This window comes from Arundinibacter roseus (genome assembly GCF_004348825.1).
Classification (GTDB): domain Bacteria; phylum Bacteroidota; class Bacteroidia; order Cytophagales; family Spirosomataceae; genus Arundinibacter; species Arundinibacter roseus.
Window position 1 is genome coordinate 203,556 of the sequence record NZ_SMJU01000007.1, and the last position, 17,571, is coordinate 221,126.

Genomic DNA, 17,571 nt, shown 5'->3' on the forward strand with positions numbered 1-17,571 from the left:
ACAAAATTGGTTTTTGTAGGGCTTTTTTATTCAAAATATCTTAAAATTTTATTGATTAACGTGGACCTCTCGAACGACTTCCGCCTGAGCTGCTTCCAGATGAAGGACTGCTACTTGGTGTACTTACACTTCCCCGGCTTTGCGAGCCGCTGTTGTATGACGGCGTTGAAGTTCTTGAAGAATTGTTGTTGTTATAAGTCCTTGTACCCGATTCATACGATGGAGTACTGTAACTTCTCGAATTGGTAGTACCAGAATTATATGTTCTTGACGAACGACTTGTACCGGTGCTATACGAGGGCGTTGTACCAGATGACCGTGGACTTGAATAATACTCGTTAGAACTAGTCGCGGTAGTACCTGACCTTCCACGATAAGTACCCACTTCTACGCCGGTTCTGCCAGAATTTGCATTACCATTATAATACGTTCCGCTGCTGTTGGCACGAGGACGAGCGTAATAACTATCCGTCGTAGTAGTTCCACGGTTCGTTGCGGGGTTACTAGTGTATGCCTCGCGTCCACCGTTGTTGCGTGAAGAACGAACCGTATTGGAAAAATCAGAATTATATGTTTCGCTGCTTCTTACAGAGTTTGAGCGAGGACCGTATCCACGATTTACACGGTTTCCGCTGTCGAAGTTGTTAACAACCAAAACCCGGTTTCCAAATCCACCGTAGTAAGGATTGAAAGTATTCCAGCCGCCAAAACCTCCGAAGCCCATACCCATGCCCCAGGGACTACCCCAGGAATTGTACATTCCATACCCAAATGGGCTAAAACCACCGAAGGCCATACTATTTCCCCAGAATGGGTCAAACCCGAAAGCATCCCAGCCTGAATAACCCCAGGTATTATATCGCCATGGATTCATATATCCCATACCCATACCCATACCCATACCCATTCCCATTCCGCCCATTCGCATGAAAGGGCTAAAGCGCATGGAGTTCATAATTCCCATTTGGAATCCTGAATTAAAGGCTGTATTAACTGATGGCCAATAGGAACCAAATCGCAGGGAGTTCATCATAAATGGATCGAAGGCAGCATTTCGGCCAGCCATATATCCATCCTGAAAGCCTCCATTATAGCCGGGATCGTCGGAAATCCGACGCTGAATATTCCGGGATGTTAAATAATTTTCATCGTAATAATCAGCGTTGCTGCCCTCAGTTTGAGCAACATCACCTTGATACTCAGGATTTGCGTAGCGGCTGTCCTGTGTGGAGGCGTTGGTCCTTGATGCAACCTGAACCTCAGAAGACGAGCCGTACAAATCATCGTACGATGCCCCGGAGCGGGATGCAAATTGGCTGGAGGAACACCCCCAGAGTCCAAGTAGGCCAACAACCGAAAAATAGGTTATTTTTTTTATGGTTGTCATGGCAAAATTGGGTTAAAAGTGATTGTAGTTATTATTGTACTAATCTCGTTCCATTTAGTAATAAAACGACAAAAGAACTTTAATAATTACAAATATAGCATAAAAAACTATCTTTGCAACCCCTATAATTAGTTATTACATGACAAAAAGTCATACCTTACTTTCAAACTATTTGAACCATGAGTAAAGCATTACCCACTCGCAGTGAAAATTACTCCGAATGGTATAACGAACTTGTAAAACGAGCCGATTTGGCTGAGAATTCGGCTGTCCGGGGATGTATGGTCATTAAGCCTTATGGTTTTTCTATTTGGGAAAAAATGCAGCGGGCACTTGACGATATGTTCAAGGAAACGGGTCATTCCAATGCATATTTCCCGCTATTTATTCCAAAGTCATTTCTTTCCAAGGAAGCCGATCACGTGGAAGGGTTTGCCAAGGAGTGCGCAGTAGTGACGCACTACCGTCTAATGAACGACCCAAACGGTGGCGGTGTGGTGGTTGATCCATCGGCAAAGCTGGAAGAAGAGCTAATTGTCAGACCAACCTCCGAGACGGTCATTTGGAGCACCTATAAAAACTGGATTCAGTCGTATCGCGACCTGCCTTTGCTTATAAATCAATGGGCCAACGTAGTTCGCTGGGAAATGCGAACCCGGATATTTCTGCGAACTACCGAATTTTTGTGGCAGGAAGGTCACACTGCCCACGCAACGGAAGCCGAAGCAATCGCCGAAACCGAGCAAATGCTGGAAGTATATGCCACCTTTGCCGAAGAATGGATGGCATTACCGGTGTTGCGAGGTATAAAAACCCCTAACGAACGGTTTGCTGGTGCCGTAGAAACGTATTGTATTGAAGCCCTGATGCAGGACACAAAAGCCTTGCAGGCAGGGACTTCTCACTTTTTGGGTCAGAATTTTGCCAAAGCTTTTGACGTAAAATTCCAGGATAAAGAAGGGAAACTTGAATACGTTTGGGGCACTTCGTGGGGGTCAAGTACCCGAATGATGGGTGCTCTCATCATGGCCCATTCGGATGATGCAGGCCTCGTGTTGCCTCCAAAACTCGCTCCTATTCAGGTAGTAATCATTCCTATTTATAGAGATCAAAATCAATTTGACCAAATTTCGGCCAAAGTCCAGGAATTGATGAAGGATCTTAAAAAACGCGGAATCAGTGTTAAATTCGATTCTAGTGATGCTTATAAACCTGGTTATAAGTTTGCTGAATATGAACTTCGGGGTGTACCTGTACGGCTTGCAATGGGGGCACGCGACCTCGAAAATGGAACCGTTGAAGTAGCGCGCAGAGATACGAAAACCAAAGAAACTGTTGCGCTCGAAGGGATTGTCGATCATATTGAGGAACTTTTGGAAAATATTCAGCAATCCATTTACAACAAGGCGCTTGCATTCCAAAAAGACAACTCTCATAAAGCTGATACGTACGAAGAATTCAAAGAGATTCTTGATACCAAAGGCGGTTTTATTTATGCACATTGGGACGGTACTCCCGAAACAGAAAACCGGATAAAGGAAGAAACAAAGGCTACCATACGTTGTATTCCATTGAACGCCGAGGCAGAAGAGGGAGTTTGTATTGTTACCGGGAAACCTTCCGGTCGACGGGTTGTTTTCGCTCGTGCCTATTAAAAATGAACGTTTTTTGTAAATATTGATGTTTACGAACTTTACAAAACTTTCAAAATATTTTTTGGTATGAAAAAAGCACAATCCGGAGATACCGTTTTGGTACATTATACGGGAACTCTTGCTGATGGCCAACTTTTCGATTCGTCCGCGGGACGAGATCCGCTGTCGTTTCAATTAGGTAGCGGACAGGTGATCAAAGGCTTTGATGACGGCGTAACCGGGATGGAAGTCGGAGACAAAAAGACGATTGAAATTCCTTGCCTTGAAGCATATGGCCCTGTAAACGATGAACTTTTGATAAATTTTGACCGTTCGCAATTCCCCGATGATATTCCTCTGGAAACGGGCATCACCCTCAATATGCATCAGGAAGGCACAGGACAGGTCGTACCTGTGGTTATTAAAGAAGTAGCCGAAAGTTTTGTAATCCTTGATGCCAATCATCCTTTGGCCGGACAGGACCTTACTTTTGAACTTGAATTGGTAGGAATAAATTAAGGCAATGCATTGTTAGCATTCGGGAGCTTACCTTTTTTAGGTAAGCTCCCTTTTTAATTTACAAGTTTGAGGCTATAAAGCGCTGTTTTTCCACTTCCTCTACGAAGCACTACTCCTTTGCTTTCCAGCTCATGCAATAAACGCATGGCCCGTTTTTCGGATACATTAATCATATTTGATAGTTCTTTATCCGTAAGTGCATCGTTTCGTTTTAGGTATTGCAGAAGTATTTTTACAGGTTTTGAAAGTAGTAATTTTTCGGTAACGGCATCGCCCTCCCCCGGCAGCATGAGTCTGTTGGTAGGGACGGATTTATCCTTAATACGTACATAAATGATCCGGTCTCCTTTCTCATTTATTGCATAATGTGGCTTATCCTGACTTTCATCAACTTCTATTCGCAGGATTTTCTTTGAGCCAAAAGAAACGGATTTACACCGAATCCGGAGCTCCATTTCAATCAAACTTTCACAGGCTTGCTCCAACTTTTGAAGTTCACGCAGCTCCGAAACTATGCCAACCGTTTCGCGGGAATCGTTCACGCCTACAAGTAAAATGCCTCCTGAGGTATTGGCAAATGAGGCCAGAGTTTTTGCAATTTTGAAGGGACTGTCAATCGTTCGTTTGAATTCTACGGTGAGCCCCTCACCCATTTGAATTATTTCTAAGGTTGTTTTTGAAAAATCAATCATACGTTAAATTAAAGCATATTTTTTACCAGGCATAGATCGAATCATCCCCTGAAATTCCAAATTCAACAGCAGAGTGGCCAATTTCCCAAGGTGTATTCCGCTCTGCCAGCTCATATCATCAATCTGCATTTCTCCACCTTTTTTGAGTAAAGCCAAAATTTGCCCCTCATCCTGTGTAAACCCCTCAAACAGCAGTAAGGGTTCAAAATCCAGTGTATGCGCACGGGCAGTATTCGACTTCACCTCTTCCTTAGTCTTCCATTGAAGATCAGTTGCCATCTCTTCCACAGTACTAAAAAGACACGCTTTGTTATTCTTTATTAACTGATTACAACCTTCCGACAGTGGATTCCCCAAATTACCTGGCACGGCGTACACATCCCTATGATAATTTTGCGCATATTCTACCGTAATCAGGCTCCCTCCTTTTTTTGCTGATTCAACTACGATTACTACATCACTAAGCCCGGCAATTATACGATTGCGTGCCGGAAAACGCATAAAATCGGGCTTTGTACCCAATGGATTTTCCGTAGCTATTGCTCCATTTCGCTGCATATCAATGGATGTTTTCTGATGTGCTAACGGATAAATTACGTCCAGTCCACTCGCCATAACACCAACCGTAGGAAGCCCAAGTTTTAAGCAGGCTCGATGTGCCGTAATATCAACCCCATAGGCCAATCCACTGACTACCAATGTATTGTATGGCACTAATTCGTGGATAATTGTTTCCGTTACATTTTTCCCATATTCAGTTACCTGCCTTGTACCTACAATCCCGACTGTTTTTTGAGCATTATAATCTACTTCGCCCTTAGAGTATATCACGATTGGAGAGTCATACAAAGATTTAAGTCGTCGAGGATACTTTGCATCGGTATAGAACAAGAGCTCCACGCCATCTTTCTGGCAAACATTCCATTCTTTTTCTGCATCTTTCCAGGCCGTTTTTTGGAGTAAACCGCGAGCCATTTTATCACCTACACCCGGAATTTTTATTAATTTTTTATAATCCGAATCAAAAACCTGAGCCGCACCACCACAATAACTTATAAGCTGACGAATAGTAACAGAACCTATTCCGGGTGTACGAATTAAGGCTAAAAGCGCAATCGTTTCTATTGACATATACTAATCACAGAGTAGAGGATTTATTTTATTGAGGGAATTAAAAATACGAATTCCTGCAAAAATTGAAAATTTTTGTGGCTACTATTAAAAAATGTCAAGCCTTGTAAGTTGCCGAAACGACCTGACCCAAACTTCACAGAATGTTCACAATCAGATGACAATTCCTTCACTATCAAACAAATAGAGGTTTGTATTTTTGCTGATTAATTTTTTCAATTCCATCGTGAACCCTAAAAGAATCTAAGGTATATGATCAAATTAAAATGGAAATTCTTTTCAGTGAACGAAAAAAAATCTACGTTAGTCCTGGATCGGGACACCCTGAACTTTCGTTTGAATCACCTGATTATTAGTCTATTAACAGCTTTTCTATTGGTACTTCCGTTTTTAAATCAATCCTTTTTCACATTGTTTAAAAACACAGAAATCACAACTACAAAACCATTAACGAAGCAATACCTTGATGATCTTCAACATACTGAGGCGTTGCTTGAACAGTATCAGCAATCGCTCCTGCTTTCAAAACCGAGTGGTGTCATTGAGTTTAAAGTTCAACAACTTCAACAAGCTTACATTGATCTGCTGTGGCCTTTGGGTTCATTGAACAAAGATCTTCAAGGTGCCGATGCTTTAAATTTAGCCTCCGCAGAACTACTGCTGCAATATCATTACCATTTTTTTCTAAAATCTGAAATTGAGTCCCAGGGTAAAGAAACAATAAAAACTGCTCCTGATGTAATTAAAGAACTTTCTGCGTTTCGAAATCAACTTCGGGTTTTGGATCGGAAGTTGCAGGAAATTAATCTGGAAAATGCTCTAAAAATTTCATTGGAAAATCAACTTAGCCAATCAAATACGCAGATTTCCAATTCACTTTCAAAAACCAGTACTGAAAAGGAAATCATCTTAAAATCGATGATGAGATATATTGAAATCCGGAAATCAACATCCCCTGTTTCCACAGAAATGTTGAAGAGAATTGAAACCTATTCTCAACAAATGGAGGCTAAAATCTTCTGAACCACAATGCTTTGCCGTAAAAAAAAAGCCACTTTGTCCTTTCGGAAAAGTGGCTCTTCTCATATTTCAATTAATTTTTTCTTATTCAATTACTCTGAACAAACGATTCCAGCGGATTTTTCCTGCTACACTTGTTGGGTTAGGATCAATGGACATCCACACAAAAACAGCTTTACCAACGATGTGATCCATTGGCACAAAGCCCCAATAACGTGAATCGGCGGAGTTGTGACGGTTGTCGCCCATCATAAAATAGTAATCCTGTTTAAATGTATACGAACTAATTGCTTTACCATCCACAGATACTTTGCCGTCAGCAATTTCCACTTTCTCATTCCCCTCGTAATACTTGATTACATCTCCATAAAATGCCGTGTTTTCAGGAGTTAGCTGAATGGTCGCACCTTCTTTTGGTACTGTTATCGGGCCGTAATTGTCGCGGTTCCACTTAATCAAAGACGAGGAAGGATAGAGTGAAGGCTCACTTATGTCCTTTGGGGCCTTCACTACGCGTACGTCACGTACAAAATCGTACGTTTTCAGGGTTTCAACAATCGAAGCAGTTGTGTAAACTAAATACCCTGACTCATCGTTCGAGGGAATTGTATCACCATATGTTTCGGTATACGTACTATATTCTGAAATACCATTTTCCTTAAATACCTTCTCCTCATTCACGGCGGTCGTGGTAGAAACAAAGTATTCGTTCTCCATTCGGGAAGGATTTTCCATGGCAGTTCCGTTCACAAACACCTGTAAATCCCGAACTTCCACCACGTCGCCAGGCGTACCAATGCAGCGTTTGATGTAGTTCGTTTTCAAGTCAACGGGATGTTGCAATTCGGGAGGATAATTGAAAACGACCACATCGCCCCGCTGAACGTCGGAAAAGCCCGGCAACCGATACTGCGGCAACTGAATCCAATCCAGGTAAGAAGGGACGTCAGTTCCCCAAATAGTCTGATGCGTCAGAGGAACCTGCAAGGGCGTTTTGGGTGTGCGGGTACCGTAATGAAGCTTACTTACAAACAGAAAATCACCCACCAAAAGGCTATTTTCCATAGAAGGAGTTGGGATTGTGAATGCTTCCATAAACAACCACCGGATCAGGGTTGCAGCCACAACTGCAAATACAATGGAATCAAGCCATTCCCGAAAAGCAGATTTTTTCTTCACGGGAGTTGAGGCAGGAGAGGTACTAATTTCTTTTTCGAGAGCCATAATGAGAGTTCAAAAAATTCAGTGCTATTTTAGTTATTCACCTTTCAAAACAAATTTCAAATTTTAGAGGGATTCTGCCAACAGGTCATTCATGCCAAAAACACCTTTTTTTCCATGAAGCCACTCGGCAGAAACCACGGCTCCCAGAGCAAATCCCTTTCGACTGTGAGCCGTGTGAGAAATTTCGAGTGTATCTACCTCAGAATCGTAGCGAATCACGTGCGTTCCCGGAACTTCTCCGGTCCGTTCTGATACTATTGGCAAATGCCTCTCTTTTTGTTCCGGGGCTAAACTCCACCCGTTCAGATGTGGCCACTCTTCGGCTATCCCTTCGGCAAGGGTAATGGCAGTTCCACTGGGGGCGTCCAGCTTATGAATATGATGAATTTCTTTCATAGAAACCTCATAATCATGTGGTTGAATAAGTTTGGCAAGCATTTTATTTAACCTGAAAAATAAATTTACGCCAATGCTATAATTGGAAGCATAAAAAAAAGCTCCGCCTTTTTCCTGCGCCAACTTTTCAATTTCAGCTTTATGTTCCAACCAGCCGGTCGTTCCACTTACCACGGGCCAACCTTTTTCAAGGCATTTTTTAATATTTGGATAAGCAGCCTCCGGGGCACTGAACTCAATCGCAACATCCACCGAATCTACCGATAGGTTTTCCAATTCGAGCTGATTATTTACATCAATTTTACCCGCAATCGTGTGCCCGCGTTCAAGGGCGATCTGTTCAATGGTTTGACCCATTTTACCGTATCCTACCAGAAGGATATTCATAACCAAAAGACTGTAAGTAAACTACTATATTAACTAAAAAACCTGCAATTATTTAAAAGCAAAAACAAGCTTAACTCCCGCTGTTGGACGGGCCAAAAATGTTTTCTCGGTGGACGGTTCCAGTCTGAAAGTCAGATCTTCTGACATATCAAACGTTTTTAGATGAGCCGCTACATTGGCCTCAATGGCCGTCAGTGCATATACAGCGGCCAGAATCACGTAGCCATATTCCCGGTATCGTCGATAAAACGTTTTCCCACGCTTAACCTGATCCAGTGTTAACGTACGAATTTCATCATCACCCCGAATGTATACTTCATACTCAGTCTTACCACTTGGCAATCCCGTGTCAGGATTTACTGACGTGAGATAGGGTTGCAGAAAATCATTGTATCGAAGTGCGTTCCAGCGAATCGTGTAAACAGCGGCTCCCAAACCTCCGTACACAAGGGGAAGTTTCCAAAAATCACGATTGTAAATCTGACCGGCACCGGGCAGAATAAGTGAATAAATGGTTGCTTTTTTGGGGATAAGCTTTGGTCTGACAGCTTTGGAATTACGTAAAAGAGTATCTATTTTGATCTCTTGATCCTGCCCGGGTCGCAGGGAGTCGTTTATGGCGAGCGGCACAATCGCCTTCCGCACGCTATCGGTTCTAATTTCCTGAGCAGATGCTCCTACCGACCACACCAATAAACCAAGCCAAATCCACGCTTTCAAGCTTTATTTTCAAATTTTAATGTCCCCAGAATCCGATCCAGTTCTTCCTGCGAAGTAAAGGGGATTTTAATTTCTCCCTTATGATTTTCATCGCTTCGTATGGACACTTTTGAGCCAAAGAAAGAAGATAATTTGAATTGTAACGATCTGACTTCCTGTTTGATTGTTTGAACCCGACGGCTTGTTTCTCCCGGATCAATCACATGCGACAATTTGCGTACTTCGTCTTCTACTTTCCGAACCGACCAGCCTTCGTCAATAATTTTTCCAAAAATTTTCATTTGACTTTCCAGATCATCAATCGTGATCAGCGCCCGGGCATGTCCCATGCTGATCTGATTATCGCGCAGCGATGCCTGAATAGCCGGCGGAAGTTTGAGTAAACGAATGTAATTATTTACGGTTGTGCGGTTTTTGCCAACACGGTCACCCAGTTCTTCCTGTTTCAGATTACACTCGTGTATTAACCGCTGATAGCTGAGCGCAATTTCGATGGCATTCAGGTTTTCGCGCTGAATGTTCTCAATCAGGGCCATTTCCAGCATTTGCTGATCGTCCGCTGTGCGGATGTAGGCCGGAATGTTCTTTAATCCAATTGATTTGGACGCCTGCAATCGACGCTCACCCGAAATCAGCTGATACTTATCTTTACTGAGCTGCCGAACGGTAATTGGTTGAATAATTCCCTGAACACGAATGGATTCTGCAAGTTCCATCAGCGCTTCTTTGTCAAAATGCGAGCGGGGCTGAAAGGGATTTGCCTCAATGAAATTGACATCAATTTCATTCATTGAACTAATCGCCTCAAAAGGGGAAGATCGGCCAGCAGTTGGTTTATTGGAATTTACTGAATCTGAATCCTGCAACAATGCGCCCAATCCCCTGCCTAAACCCACCATCTTTTTACTTTTATTGGTATTTTCCATAGTGCAAAACTTTGTTTTTCTCGATTAGCCTCTTCCTAATTTTAACTTAAAGCCGGTTGATCCTGAGACAAATAACCATTTTTGGCCAGGATTTCTCTGGCTAAATTCAGGTAGCTAATCGCCCCTTTGCTATCGGCGTCCTGTGCGAGTACCGGTACGCCATAGCTCGGCGACTCACTCAGACGAACGTTGCGGGGAATGATGGTATCAAAAACCAACGATTGAAAATGAGTAGTAACTTCATTTACCACCTGATTTGAAAGACGCAACCGCAAATCATACATTGTCAGCAAAATCCCCTCAATCGCCAGATTAGTATTCAGCCTTGACTGAATAATTGTAATCGTATTGAGCAATTTACCCAAACCTTCCAGGGCAAAATATTCGCATTGCACCGGGATAATCACCGAATCGGCGGCTGTTAAACTGTTGATTGTTATCAGGCCAAGAGAAGGCGAGCAGTCTACGATCACAAAATCGTAATCATCCCGAATAAACTGCATGACTTCCTTCATTCGATCTTCCCTATTTTTGATATTAATCATCTCGATTTCAGCACCAACCAAATCAATATGAGAAGGTAGTAAGTCGAGATTTGGAAAATCGGTCTGAATGATAATATCACGGGCCTTTATGCCTTCTACCATGCATTCGTAAATGCTGTACTCAATTTCTTTGGGATTAAAACCGAGGCCGGAAGTTGAGTTGGCCTGCGGATCTGCATCTACGATTAGGGTTTTAAATTCCAGGGCGGCCAAACTTGCGGCCAGGTTTATGGCCGTCGTAGTTTTTCCAACTCCCCCTTTTTGATTAGCAATTGCAATTACTTTCCCCATTGTTAGTTTAGTTACCGGACCCAAATTTCATCTATTCAGCTGAATTACCCAAAAAATGTTCCACGGAGTTTTATTAAAGAATTGTTAAGTCTTGCTAATTAAGGACTTATCAGCGAATATTTTTTCCACTTATAGAAAGAATCAGGACATTTTTTGAATGTTTCACGCCCATACCTTGGTGCCTTCGGTACAATTCTTGCACATTTCGATTTCTGATCGGGAGCGTATGAGCGTCTGTCTAAATTCTTTGTACAGGGCACCGCTCCACAACTCTTTAAAAGTTTGTTTTTTCATATCGCCCAACCGATGATGTGCATCTTTGTCAAAACAGCACGGAACCACAAGGCCGTCCCAGGTGATGACGCAGGAGTGCCACATTTTCCAGCAGTGATTCACAAACTCGTTTTTAATAGCATATCCCTCGCCATCTTTTTTATAGCGGGAATAGCGGTCAATCGTTGGGATTAGCTCTGACCCATTTTCATAATCGTAAATTTGCGCCGTTTTTAAACCTACCTCATCTACGCCCAACTCTTTCGCCAAACGTTGTACTTCTTCAATCTGATGTTCGTTGGGCTTTACTACCAGAAATTGAAAAATCGTATGCGGAGTTTTGGAACCCAGTTCTTTTTTCCATTTCAGAATATTTCGTGTTCCTTCCAGCACTTTTTCCAAATTCCCGCCAATCCGATACTGCTGATATACATCCTGTGTGGTACCATCAATAGAAATGATGAGTCGATCCAGGCCGGATTCCACCGTTTTGCGAGCTTTTTCGTCGGTCAGATAGTGGGCGTTGGTAGAAGTCGCCGTATAAATTCCCTTTTTGTGGGCGTAGTTTACCAGTTCAAAAAAATCGGGATGCAGGTAGGGCTCACCCTGAAAGTAGAAAATCAGGTATAATAATCGGTCGGCTAATTCGTCAATTGTTCGTTTGTACAAACCCGATTCCATCATCCCTGTTGGTCGGGTAAACGAACGCAGGCCGCTCGGACACTCCGGACAGCGCAAGTTACAGGAAGTGGTCGGTTCGAAAGAAATGGCAATTGGCATACCCGCGTGATGCGCCTTCCCCGTAAGTTTTGAAATAAAATAGCTCCCCAATACCTGCAACGCATTCAGGGCGCGAAGAGGAGTAACTTTTGACAGTAGATTCAGCCCATCATTCCAATTTCGATTCATGTCAGTTTAGTTATACCACAGGATTTATTGTGGAATTTGTGGCAGTAGTTCTATTTTATAACTATTTCATTTTCAATTATTTGTAAAAAAAACAATTCCTTTTCATTTTATTCCTGGCATTTATAAATCCTGCATTCTTCTTTCTGCAACGGGACAAGACTAAAAAAAAGGCCATTACCTTTCACAACAGGGGTTTCGGACTCAGTTGAGGTTGAAAGCACCATTTCGAGTGACGAACTGTTGGCCAAATGCGGGAGAGTCACGTGTCGTGTTTCAGCGGAACCATTCAGATTAACAACAAAAATATAGCTTCCCAATTGCCAGGCGATATAATGAGTACTTTGGGTAGGATCCGGATACGTGAGCCACCGTATTGTTGCTTGCTCTATGGCCGTTGCATTCGTTTCATACCATTTGCGGAGGATATTCAGGATTTCAAACTGAGCCGAATTGTCCCCCCAAATGTAAGGGCCGCGAGTCACTTTATCGGGCTCTTTATCGTCCTGAATTTGAAACACATACAATTTGGAATATTCCTCGTTCGCTGCTCGTTCCAGATGTAAACCCCGGGTTTCGAAGCCTGCACCCACATAGGATGGCAAGTCTTTCATAAACAAAGCAGTAAAATAGCGTGCAATGTTCCCCTGCTGAAAAAAACAGTCAAACCGAGGATCGTCCTTATCTGCTGTCAAAACGGTAAAACAAGGTTTAAAATTTCGAGTTGCCCCAACATCCAGATACTGCCTGAAACGGGTCATGAATAGAGCCGAACCAACGGTTGTAGATTGCAAATCGCCCAGGGTCACTTCGGCTCCAAGCGCTTCCAAATGCGCAATTTCATCGCCGTATCCCATAAAATCTGGAGCACCCACAAACGACTCAGCAAAAAAGGCAAAATGATTGACTCCTTGACTAACAATATATTTTTTGACAGAACCTAAAATATCGTAATAGTCAGGTAAAATGGCAGGCACGCCCTCAGGCCGCATTTGAACGTGTGTCATATCGCCCCGCATAAAATCAAACTGATAGGCTTGTTGACATTCGGCATAGTGTTGACATACATATGACCAAACGTCTGTTAGTGGTTTTTCAAAATCCAGTCCCCACTCCTGATTGTCGTTTTTGCTTTCAAATAACCGGTAGCGAGTCAGCGGGCCAAAAACCCTTGACATCGTTTGAGGCTCGTCAAATTCGTACTGATACCAGGCGTACCCAGCCTCATCGAGTGTAAAAACATCTTTATTGATATGCAAAGAACGATACGGCGGTGCCATCGTCATAGGCAAGGTTTCGTAGCCTTCGGCAATCACAAACCGCATAAGGGCCACCCGCCTCGCCTGCCGGCCCCCATAATCATCAGGTCTGCCAAAAACCAAACGCATTCGTGCAGCTTCATCGATTGCCTGCAAAGTATTTCCGAAAAGCTGCTCTTTTGCCAGCAAATCAGAACCATCAGCTGTACCATGCAATTCCAGAAATTGATAAATTCTTGCTTCAACCTCCTGCCAAATTCCCTCCCGATGATCCAGCAACACCCCATCCTTTTGGCGTACCCATTCAAAGTAGCGAGGATGTGCAAGCACCATTTCGGAAAATCGATCAGTATGGGGAATAACATCCATTCCGACCGAAAAACCCATCAGGTGCAATAAATTTATGGTTGCTTTCAGCTGTTTTTCAATGGTTGAAAGATGAGGAAAAAGTTCGTATAATTCCTGGCTAAAAAATTCAGGATTTATATTCCAGCTCGCCATTCCGTACAGACTACCCACCACGCCCGGCTCCCAAATTGGCAGCAGGTGAATGCTGTCGTGAAAGGAAGGAAGTGTAAGAGAATATTTTACTACATTGAAAAAATTCCCAACGGTCCGAACATTAATCCCCACCATTCGGGTAGATTTGAGCCAATTGCCGGTTGGTTCTGAGGATTTTGGGCCTGGTACGGAAATTTCTGCCATCAATGCTGCCTGTACCTGAGCAAAGCCAAAACGGGCTGAAAGCGCATCAAGAACTGTGTAAATAGGCAGTTGAACGGCCTGCTCGGGCGTAAGACCCTCCCAAAAGGTTTGCTGCTTTTGTTTATAATTTTGAAGAGATACGTGAAGGTATTCTTTCGTTTTTTCATTTGGCGCAGGTATAAGTGAGGGCGTATGCATGCGAAGAAGAGGCTGAACAATTTGGTTAAAAAAGGCTTTAAATAATCTTGCGAAACTAACAAAAACCTTTCAGAATGACGTACCCTTTGGTAATTATCGGTGGCGGATTGGCCGGGTTGATCGCTGCGCTGGAAATGGCCCGGGCCGGAATCCGGGTTTTGGTTATAGAACGAAAGTCGTATCCGCATCATAAAGTCTGCGGTGAGTATATTTCCAATGAAGTACGCCCTTACCTGCATTCGCTTGGTTTTATGCCGGAGGAATTTTCTTCTGCCGAACTGACTCAGTTTCGGTTTACTTCCCCCAAAGGCTCGGTTTTGGATCATCCGCTAGATTTGGGAGGATTTGGACTTAGTCGGTATACAATGGACGAAGCATTGTATAAACTTGCGCTTAGGGCCGGAGTTGAGTTTTTGGTGAATACATCAGTGACGGAAGTCGAGTTTCGTGATACTTTCTTCGAAATAAAAACATCCGATAATCAAGCCTTTCGGGCCCAAATAGTCCATGGCGCGTTTGGGAAACGTACCCGTCTGGACAAGCAACTCAACCGCAAATTTATGGCCAAAGAATCGCCGTACGTTGGTGTTAAATACCACATTCGGGGTAATTTTGACCGGCAACGGATTTCCCTGCATAATTTTGAAAACGGCTACTGTGGCATGTCTGCAATTGAGGACGATAAGTTTTGCCTATGTTACCTCACGGAGCGCAACATGGTACGAAAGTACGGCAGCATTTCGGCTCTTGAAACGAACATTTTATCGCAAAATCCACACCTGAAAAACATTTTTGAAGAAGCTGAATTTTTGTATCAGAAACCGGAAGTAATCAATGAAATTTCATTTGAACCTAAATCCTGTGTCGAAAATCATATCCTGATGGCAGGCGACAGCGCCGGGCTCATTACACCGCTTTGTGGCAACGGGATGGCGATGGCGATTCGGGCTGCTTTTTTACTTTCTCAGGAGCTGGTGCGCTATTTTAAGGTACATCATTCGCGTGCTTTACTTGAAAAATCCTACGAAACTGCCTGGCAAAAAGAGTTTTCCAGGCGCCTTACGATCGGAAGAACCGTACAGAAGCTTTTTGGCAGAAAAGTACTCTCAGAACTCGCCCTTCACTTTTTTACGCTAACTCCCCCCCTGTTGCATCAGGTCATCAAAAGTACGCACGGGAGGGTCATGTCCGTACCCACTATTTACACAGGAAGTTGAGTAGTACTTTTAATTTCGGACATCACAAAAAAACTGCTGATGTGCTGCACGCTCTGCAAAACGGATAGATTTTGCTGATAGAAATTGTTGTAGTCTTCCATGTCTTCGGCAACTACTTTTAGTAAGTAATCAAAATTCCCTGATACAACGCAGCATTCCATCACTTCGGGCATGCGTTTTACAGCCTCGTTAAACTCTTCAAAGCTTTCCCGCCGTTGTTTATCCAACGTCACATTACAGTACACAAGCAGCGCTTTTCCCATTTTTTTACGGTTAAGTAAGGCTACGTACCGATCGATGTGCCCACTTTTTTCCAGCTTCCGGATCCGTTCATGAATGGGTGTAATAGACAAATTTACCTGCTCAGACAGCTCCTTCATCGTAAGCTGAGAGTTGGTCTGTAACAAACGTAAAATATCCCGGTCGGCAGTGTCAAGTTTCATAGCAGTATATTTTTTTATGTTGGGGTAATAAATCCCACTGACAAAGTTTTTTTTTCTTCAATATACCAAATTTTCAGTTTTATTTTTTATTAATTAAAACGATAAAAGGTAATATTCCTGTTCTATATAACTTTGTAGAATAGTTCAGCATGACAAAACTGAATACATTCACCTACCTAAATCAATCGCAATCGTATGATCATTGGCGTTCCAAAAGAAATCAAAAATAACGAAAACCGTGTCGCACTTACCCCCGCCGGCGTTACCGCTTTCAGTCGAAAAGGGCATCCGGTTTATGTTCAAAAAACTGCCGGGCATGGGAGCGGTTTTTCGGATGAAGCCTACGCAGAGGCAGGTGCCGTGATGCTGAATACGATTGAGGAGGTGTATGCAATTGCAGAAATGATCATCAAAGTAAAGGAACCAATTGCTTCTGAATATCCCCTCATCCGGGAAAACCAATTGCTGTTTACTTATTTCCACTTTGCTTCCTCTGAGGAACTTACCCACGCAATGATCGCTCAAAAGGCAATTTGCCTGGCCTACGAAACGGTTGAAAAAGACGATCGCAGTCTGCCGCTTTTGGTTCCGATGAGCGAAGTAGCTGGTCGTATGTCGATTCAGGAAGGCGCAAAATACCTAGAAAAACCTATGGGTGGCCGGGGTGTATTGCTCGGCGGCGTTGCGGGTGTAAAACCCGGAGAGGTACTCGTATTGGGTGGTGGTATAGTAGGTACGCAAGCCGCAAAGATGGCTGCCGGACTAGGCGCCTACGTAACAATTATGGACATCAGCCTGCCTCGTTTACGCTATCTCGACGACGTAATGCCTGCCAATGTGGACACGCTTATGTCCAATGAATATAACATTCGTCAACAAATTCAGACAGCGGACCTGATCATAGGCGGAGTACTGATTCCGGGAGCCAAAGCCCCTTCGCTTATTACAAGAGATATGCTAAAATTGATGCGCCCGGGTACTGTTATGGTTGATGTGGCGATTGATCAGGGTGGTTGTTTTGAAACATCCAAAGCGACAACGCATCAGGAGCCAACGTATGTTGTAGATGAGATAGTACATTATTGTGTAGCAAACATGCCCGGCGCAGTACCTTATACTTCTACATTGGCACTCACAAATGCCACGCTTCCTTACGCCCTGCAACTGGCAGATTTGGGCTGGCAGGCGGCATGTATCAAAAATGAGGAATTACGTAAAGGTTTAAATATCGTTCAGGGAACTATTGTTTACAAAGGCGTTTCGGAGGCTTTTGGTTTGCCCTTTCAGGAAGTAACTACTGTTCTGGAAACGGCAGAAGTGTAAGAACTATTCTTTTAAAAAGTCAAACGGGGCCGTACTCAAAATAGAAGTATGACCCCATTTTTTTATCCAAAAATCCCGAAAACTTCTGATTTGTCTATCTTTTGATTGATTTATGGTTTTCCATTCAAAATTTCGGCACGAATCATTTCTAAAAATATTACAATTTATTTCAGTCATTACGTGCACTATTCAAAAGTTATTCTTACTTTTGCAAAATATTTGAACGAACATCCGTTCAATTCTCTGCTTCAGTCCGGTAAAGGCACACAAGTTGCCAACAGCTTTTTTTAATACGCTGGAAACTCCGAAAAAGTCTTGCAGAGCCACACGGATGTCTTGTGGTGGGCTTTGCGCAAAATCCCTTTGTGAATAATG

Annotated in this window: 16 protein-coding genes; 5 read left to right on the forward strand and 11 right to left on the reverse strand. The window is 43.1% G+C overall.

Annotated elements, in window-relative coordinates:
* Nucleotides 1–55: 55 nt before the first annotated feature.
* Nucleotides 56–1,387, reverse strand: coding sequence for a hypothetical protein (locus EZE20_RS12700; RefSeq protein WP_132118167.1), 1,332 nt, complete (start codon nt 1,385–1,387; stop codon nt 56–58).
* A gap of 179 nt (nt 1,388–1,566) precedes the next feature.
* Here EZE20_RS12700 and proS point away from each other — a divergent pair, with 179 nt between their 5' ends.
* Nucleotides 1,567–3,042, forward strand: coding sequence for a proline--tRNA ligase (gene proS / locus EZE20_RS12705; protein ID WP_132118169.1), 1,476 nt, complete (start codon nt 1,567–1,569; stop codon nt 3,040–3,042).
* A 66-nt stretch (nt 3,043–3,108) separates the two neighbouring features.
* Nucleotides 3,109–3,540, forward strand: a complete 432-nt coding sequence (locus tag EZE20_RS12710; RefSeq protein ID WP_132118171.1) for an FKBP-type peptidyl-prolyl cis-trans isomerase — start codon at nt 3,109–3,111, stop codon at nt 3,538–3,540.
* A gap of 53 nt (nt 3,541–3,593) precedes the next feature.
* On the opposite strand, the gene EZE20_RS12715 is transcribed toward EZE20_RS12710, so the two are convergent.
* Both EZE20_RS12715 and dprA read right to left on the reverse strand, forming a co-directional pair.
* The gene (locus EZE20_RS12715; RefSeq protein ID WP_132118173.1) at nt 3,594–4,232 is read right to left on the reverse strand and encodes an ATP-binding protein; all 639 of its coding nucleotides are present in this window, start codon (nt 4,230–4,232) and stop codon (nt 3,594–3,596) included.
* 3 nt (nt 4,233–4,235) lie between these two features.
* On the reverse strand, nt 4,236–5,363 hold the full coding sequence (dprA, locus tag EZE20_RS12720) for a DNA-processing protein DprA (protein WP_132118175.1): 1,128 nt from the start codon (nt 5,361–5,363) through the stop codon (nt 4,236–4,238).
* Nucleotides 5,364–5,615: 252 nt separating this feature from the next.
* Between dprA and EZE20_RS12725 the strand changes: the two genes are divergently transcribed.
* On the forward strand, nt 5,616–6,386 hold the full coding sequence (locus EZE20_RS12725) for a hypothetical protein (RefSeq protein WP_165933468.1): 771 nt from the start codon (nt 5,616–5,618) through the stop codon (nt 6,384–6,386).
* Between the two features lie 81 nt (nt 6,387–6,467).
* On the opposite strand, the gene lepB is transcribed toward EZE20_RS12725, so the two are convergent.
* From lepB to EZE20_RS12760, 7 genes are all read right to left on the reverse strand, one after another.
* Nucleotides 6,468–7,607, reverse strand: a complete 1,140-nt coding sequence (gene lepB / locus EZE20_RS12730; protein WP_132118179.1) for a signal peptidase I — start codon at nt 7,605–7,607, stop codon at nt 6,468–6,470.
* Nucleotides 7,608–7,670: 63 nt separating this feature from the next.
* Nucleotides 7,671–8,390 (reverse strand): 4-hydroxy-tetrahydrodipicolinate reductase, encoded by a 720-nt coding sequence (gene dapB, locus EZE20_RS12735; protein ID WP_132118181.1) that lies wholly within the window; start codon nt 8,388–8,390, stop codon nt 7,671–7,673.
* Nucleotides 8,391–8,438: 48 nt separating this feature from the next.
* A complete protein-coding gene (locus EZE20_RS12740) occupies nt 8,439–9,110 on the reverse strand; it encodes a DUF5683 domain-containing protein (protein WP_132118183.1) in 672 nt (223 codons plus the stop codon).
* Nucleotides 9,107–10,036, reverse strand: a complete 930-nt coding sequence (locus EZE20_RS12745; RefSeq protein ID WP_132118185.1) for a ParB/RepB/Spo0J family partition protein — start codon at nt 10,034–10,036, stop codon at nt 9,107–9,109. Before EZE20_RS12745 ends, EZE20_RS12740 begins: the two co-directional genes overlap by 4 nt.
* Before the next feature lie 41 nt (nt 10,037–10,077).
* Nucleotides 10,078–10,872 (reverse strand): ParA family protein, encoded by a 795-nt coding sequence (locus tag EZE20_RS12750; protein WP_132118187.1) that lies wholly within the window; start codon nt 10,870–10,872, stop codon nt 10,078–10,080.
* A 162-nt stretch (nt 10,873–11,034) separates the two neighbouring features.
* Entirely contained in the window at nt 11,035–12,054 is a 1,020-nt protein-coding gene (locus EZE20_RS12755) for a radical SAM protein (protein ID WP_132118189.1), read from the reverse strand.
* Nucleotides 12,055–12,161: 107 nt separating this feature from the next.
* The gene (locus EZE20_RS12760; protein WP_132118191.1) at nt 12,162–14,213 is read right to left on the reverse strand and encodes an alpha-amylase family protein; all 2,052 of its coding nucleotides are present in this window, start codon (nt 14,211–14,213) and stop codon (nt 12,162–12,164) included.
* Nucleotides 14,214–14,287: 74 nt separating this feature from the next.
* Between EZE20_RS12760 and EZE20_RS12765 the strand changes: the two genes are divergently transcribed.
* The gene (locus tag EZE20_RS12765; RefSeq protein WP_132118193.1) at nt 14,288–15,430 is read left to right on the forward strand and encodes an NAD(P)/FAD-dependent oxidoreductase; all 1,143 of its coding nucleotides are present in this window, start codon (nt 14,288–14,290) and stop codon (nt 15,428–15,430) included.
* On the opposite strand, the gene EZE20_RS12770 is transcribed toward EZE20_RS12765, so the two are convergent.
* Nucleotides 15,415–15,873, reverse strand: a complete 459-nt coding sequence (locus tag EZE20_RS12770; RefSeq protein ID WP_132118195.1) for an Lrp/AsnC family transcriptional regulator — start codon at nt 15,871–15,873, stop codon at nt 15,415–15,417. The genes EZE20_RS12765 and EZE20_RS12770 overlap by 16 nt on opposite strands.
* Before the next feature lie 195 nt (nt 15,874–16,068).
* On the opposite strand from EZE20_RS12770, the gene ald reads away from it, so the two are divergent.
* On the forward strand, nt 16,069–17,196 hold the full coding sequence (ald, locus tag EZE20_RS12775; RefSeq protein ID WP_132118197.1) for an alanine dehydrogenase: 1,128 nt from the start codon (nt 16,069–16,071) through the stop codon (nt 17,194–17,196).
* Nucleotides 17,197–17,571: the final 375 nt, after the last annotated feature.

What these genes read in the sequence shown, in the direction of transcription:
- proS (WP_132118169.1), top strand. Translation starts at nt 1,567, where the DNA reads ATGAGTAAAGCATTACCCACTCGCAGTGAAAATTACTCCGAATGGTAT.
- EZE20_RS12765 (WP_132118193.1), top strand. Translation starts at nt 14,288, where the DNA reads ATGACGTACCCTTTGGTAATTATCGGTGGCGGATTGGCCGGGTTGATC.
- EZE20_RS12700 (WP_132118167.1), bottom strand. Translation starts at nt 1,387, where the DNA reads ATGACAACCATAAAAAAAATAACCTATTTTTCGGTTGTTGGCCTACTT.
- dprA (WP_132118175.1), bottom strand. Translation starts at nt 5,363, where the DNA reads ATGTCAATAGAAACGATTGCGCTTTTAGCCTTAATTCGTACACCCGGA.
- EZE20_RS12710 (WP_132118171.1), top strand. Translation starts at nt 3,109, where the DNA reads ATGAAAAAAGCACAATCCGGAGATACCGTTTTGGTACATTATACGGGA.
- EZE20_RS12770 (WP_132118195.1), bottom strand. Translation starts at nt 15,873, where the DNA reads ATGAAACTTGACACTGCCGACCGGGATATTTTACGTTTGTTACAGACC.
- EZE20_RS12760 (WP_132118191.1), bottom strand. Translation starts at nt 14,213, where the DNA reads ATGCATACGCCCTCACTTATACCTGCGCCAAATGAAAAAACGAAAGAA.
- ald (WP_132118197.1), top strand. Translation starts at nt 16,069, where the DNA reads ATGATCATTGGCGTTCCAAAAGAAATCAAAAATAACGAAAACCGTGTC.
- dapB (WP_132118181.1), bottom strand. Translation starts at nt 8,390, where the DNA reads ATGAATATCCTTCTGGTAGGATACGGTAAAATGGGTCAAACCATTGAA.
- lepB (WP_132118179.1), bottom strand. Translation starts at nt 7,607, where the DNA reads ATGGCTCTCGAAAAAGAAATTAGTACCTCTCCTGCCTCAACTCCCGTG.
- EZE20_RS12750 (WP_132118187.1), bottom strand. Translation starts at nt 10,872, where the DNA reads ATGGGGAAAGTAATTGCAATTGCTAATCAAAAAGGGGGAGTTGGAAAA.
- EZE20_RS12725 (WP_165933468.1), top strand. Translation starts at nt 5,616, where the DNA reads ATGATCAAATTAAAATGGAAATTCTTTTCAGTGAACGAAAAAAAATCT.
- EZE20_RS12715 (WP_132118173.1), bottom strand. Translation starts at nt 4,232, where the DNA reads ATGATTGATTTTTCAAAAACAACCTTAGAAATAATTCAAATGGGTGAG.
- EZE20_RS12745 (WP_132118185.1), bottom strand. Translation starts at nt 10,036, where the DNA reads ATGGAAAATACCAATAAAAGTAAAAAGATGGTGGGTTTAGGCAGGGGA.
- EZE20_RS12755 (WP_132118189.1), bottom strand. Translation starts at nt 12,054, where the DNA reads ATGAATCGAAATTGGAATGATGGGCTGAATCTACTGTCAAAAGTTACT.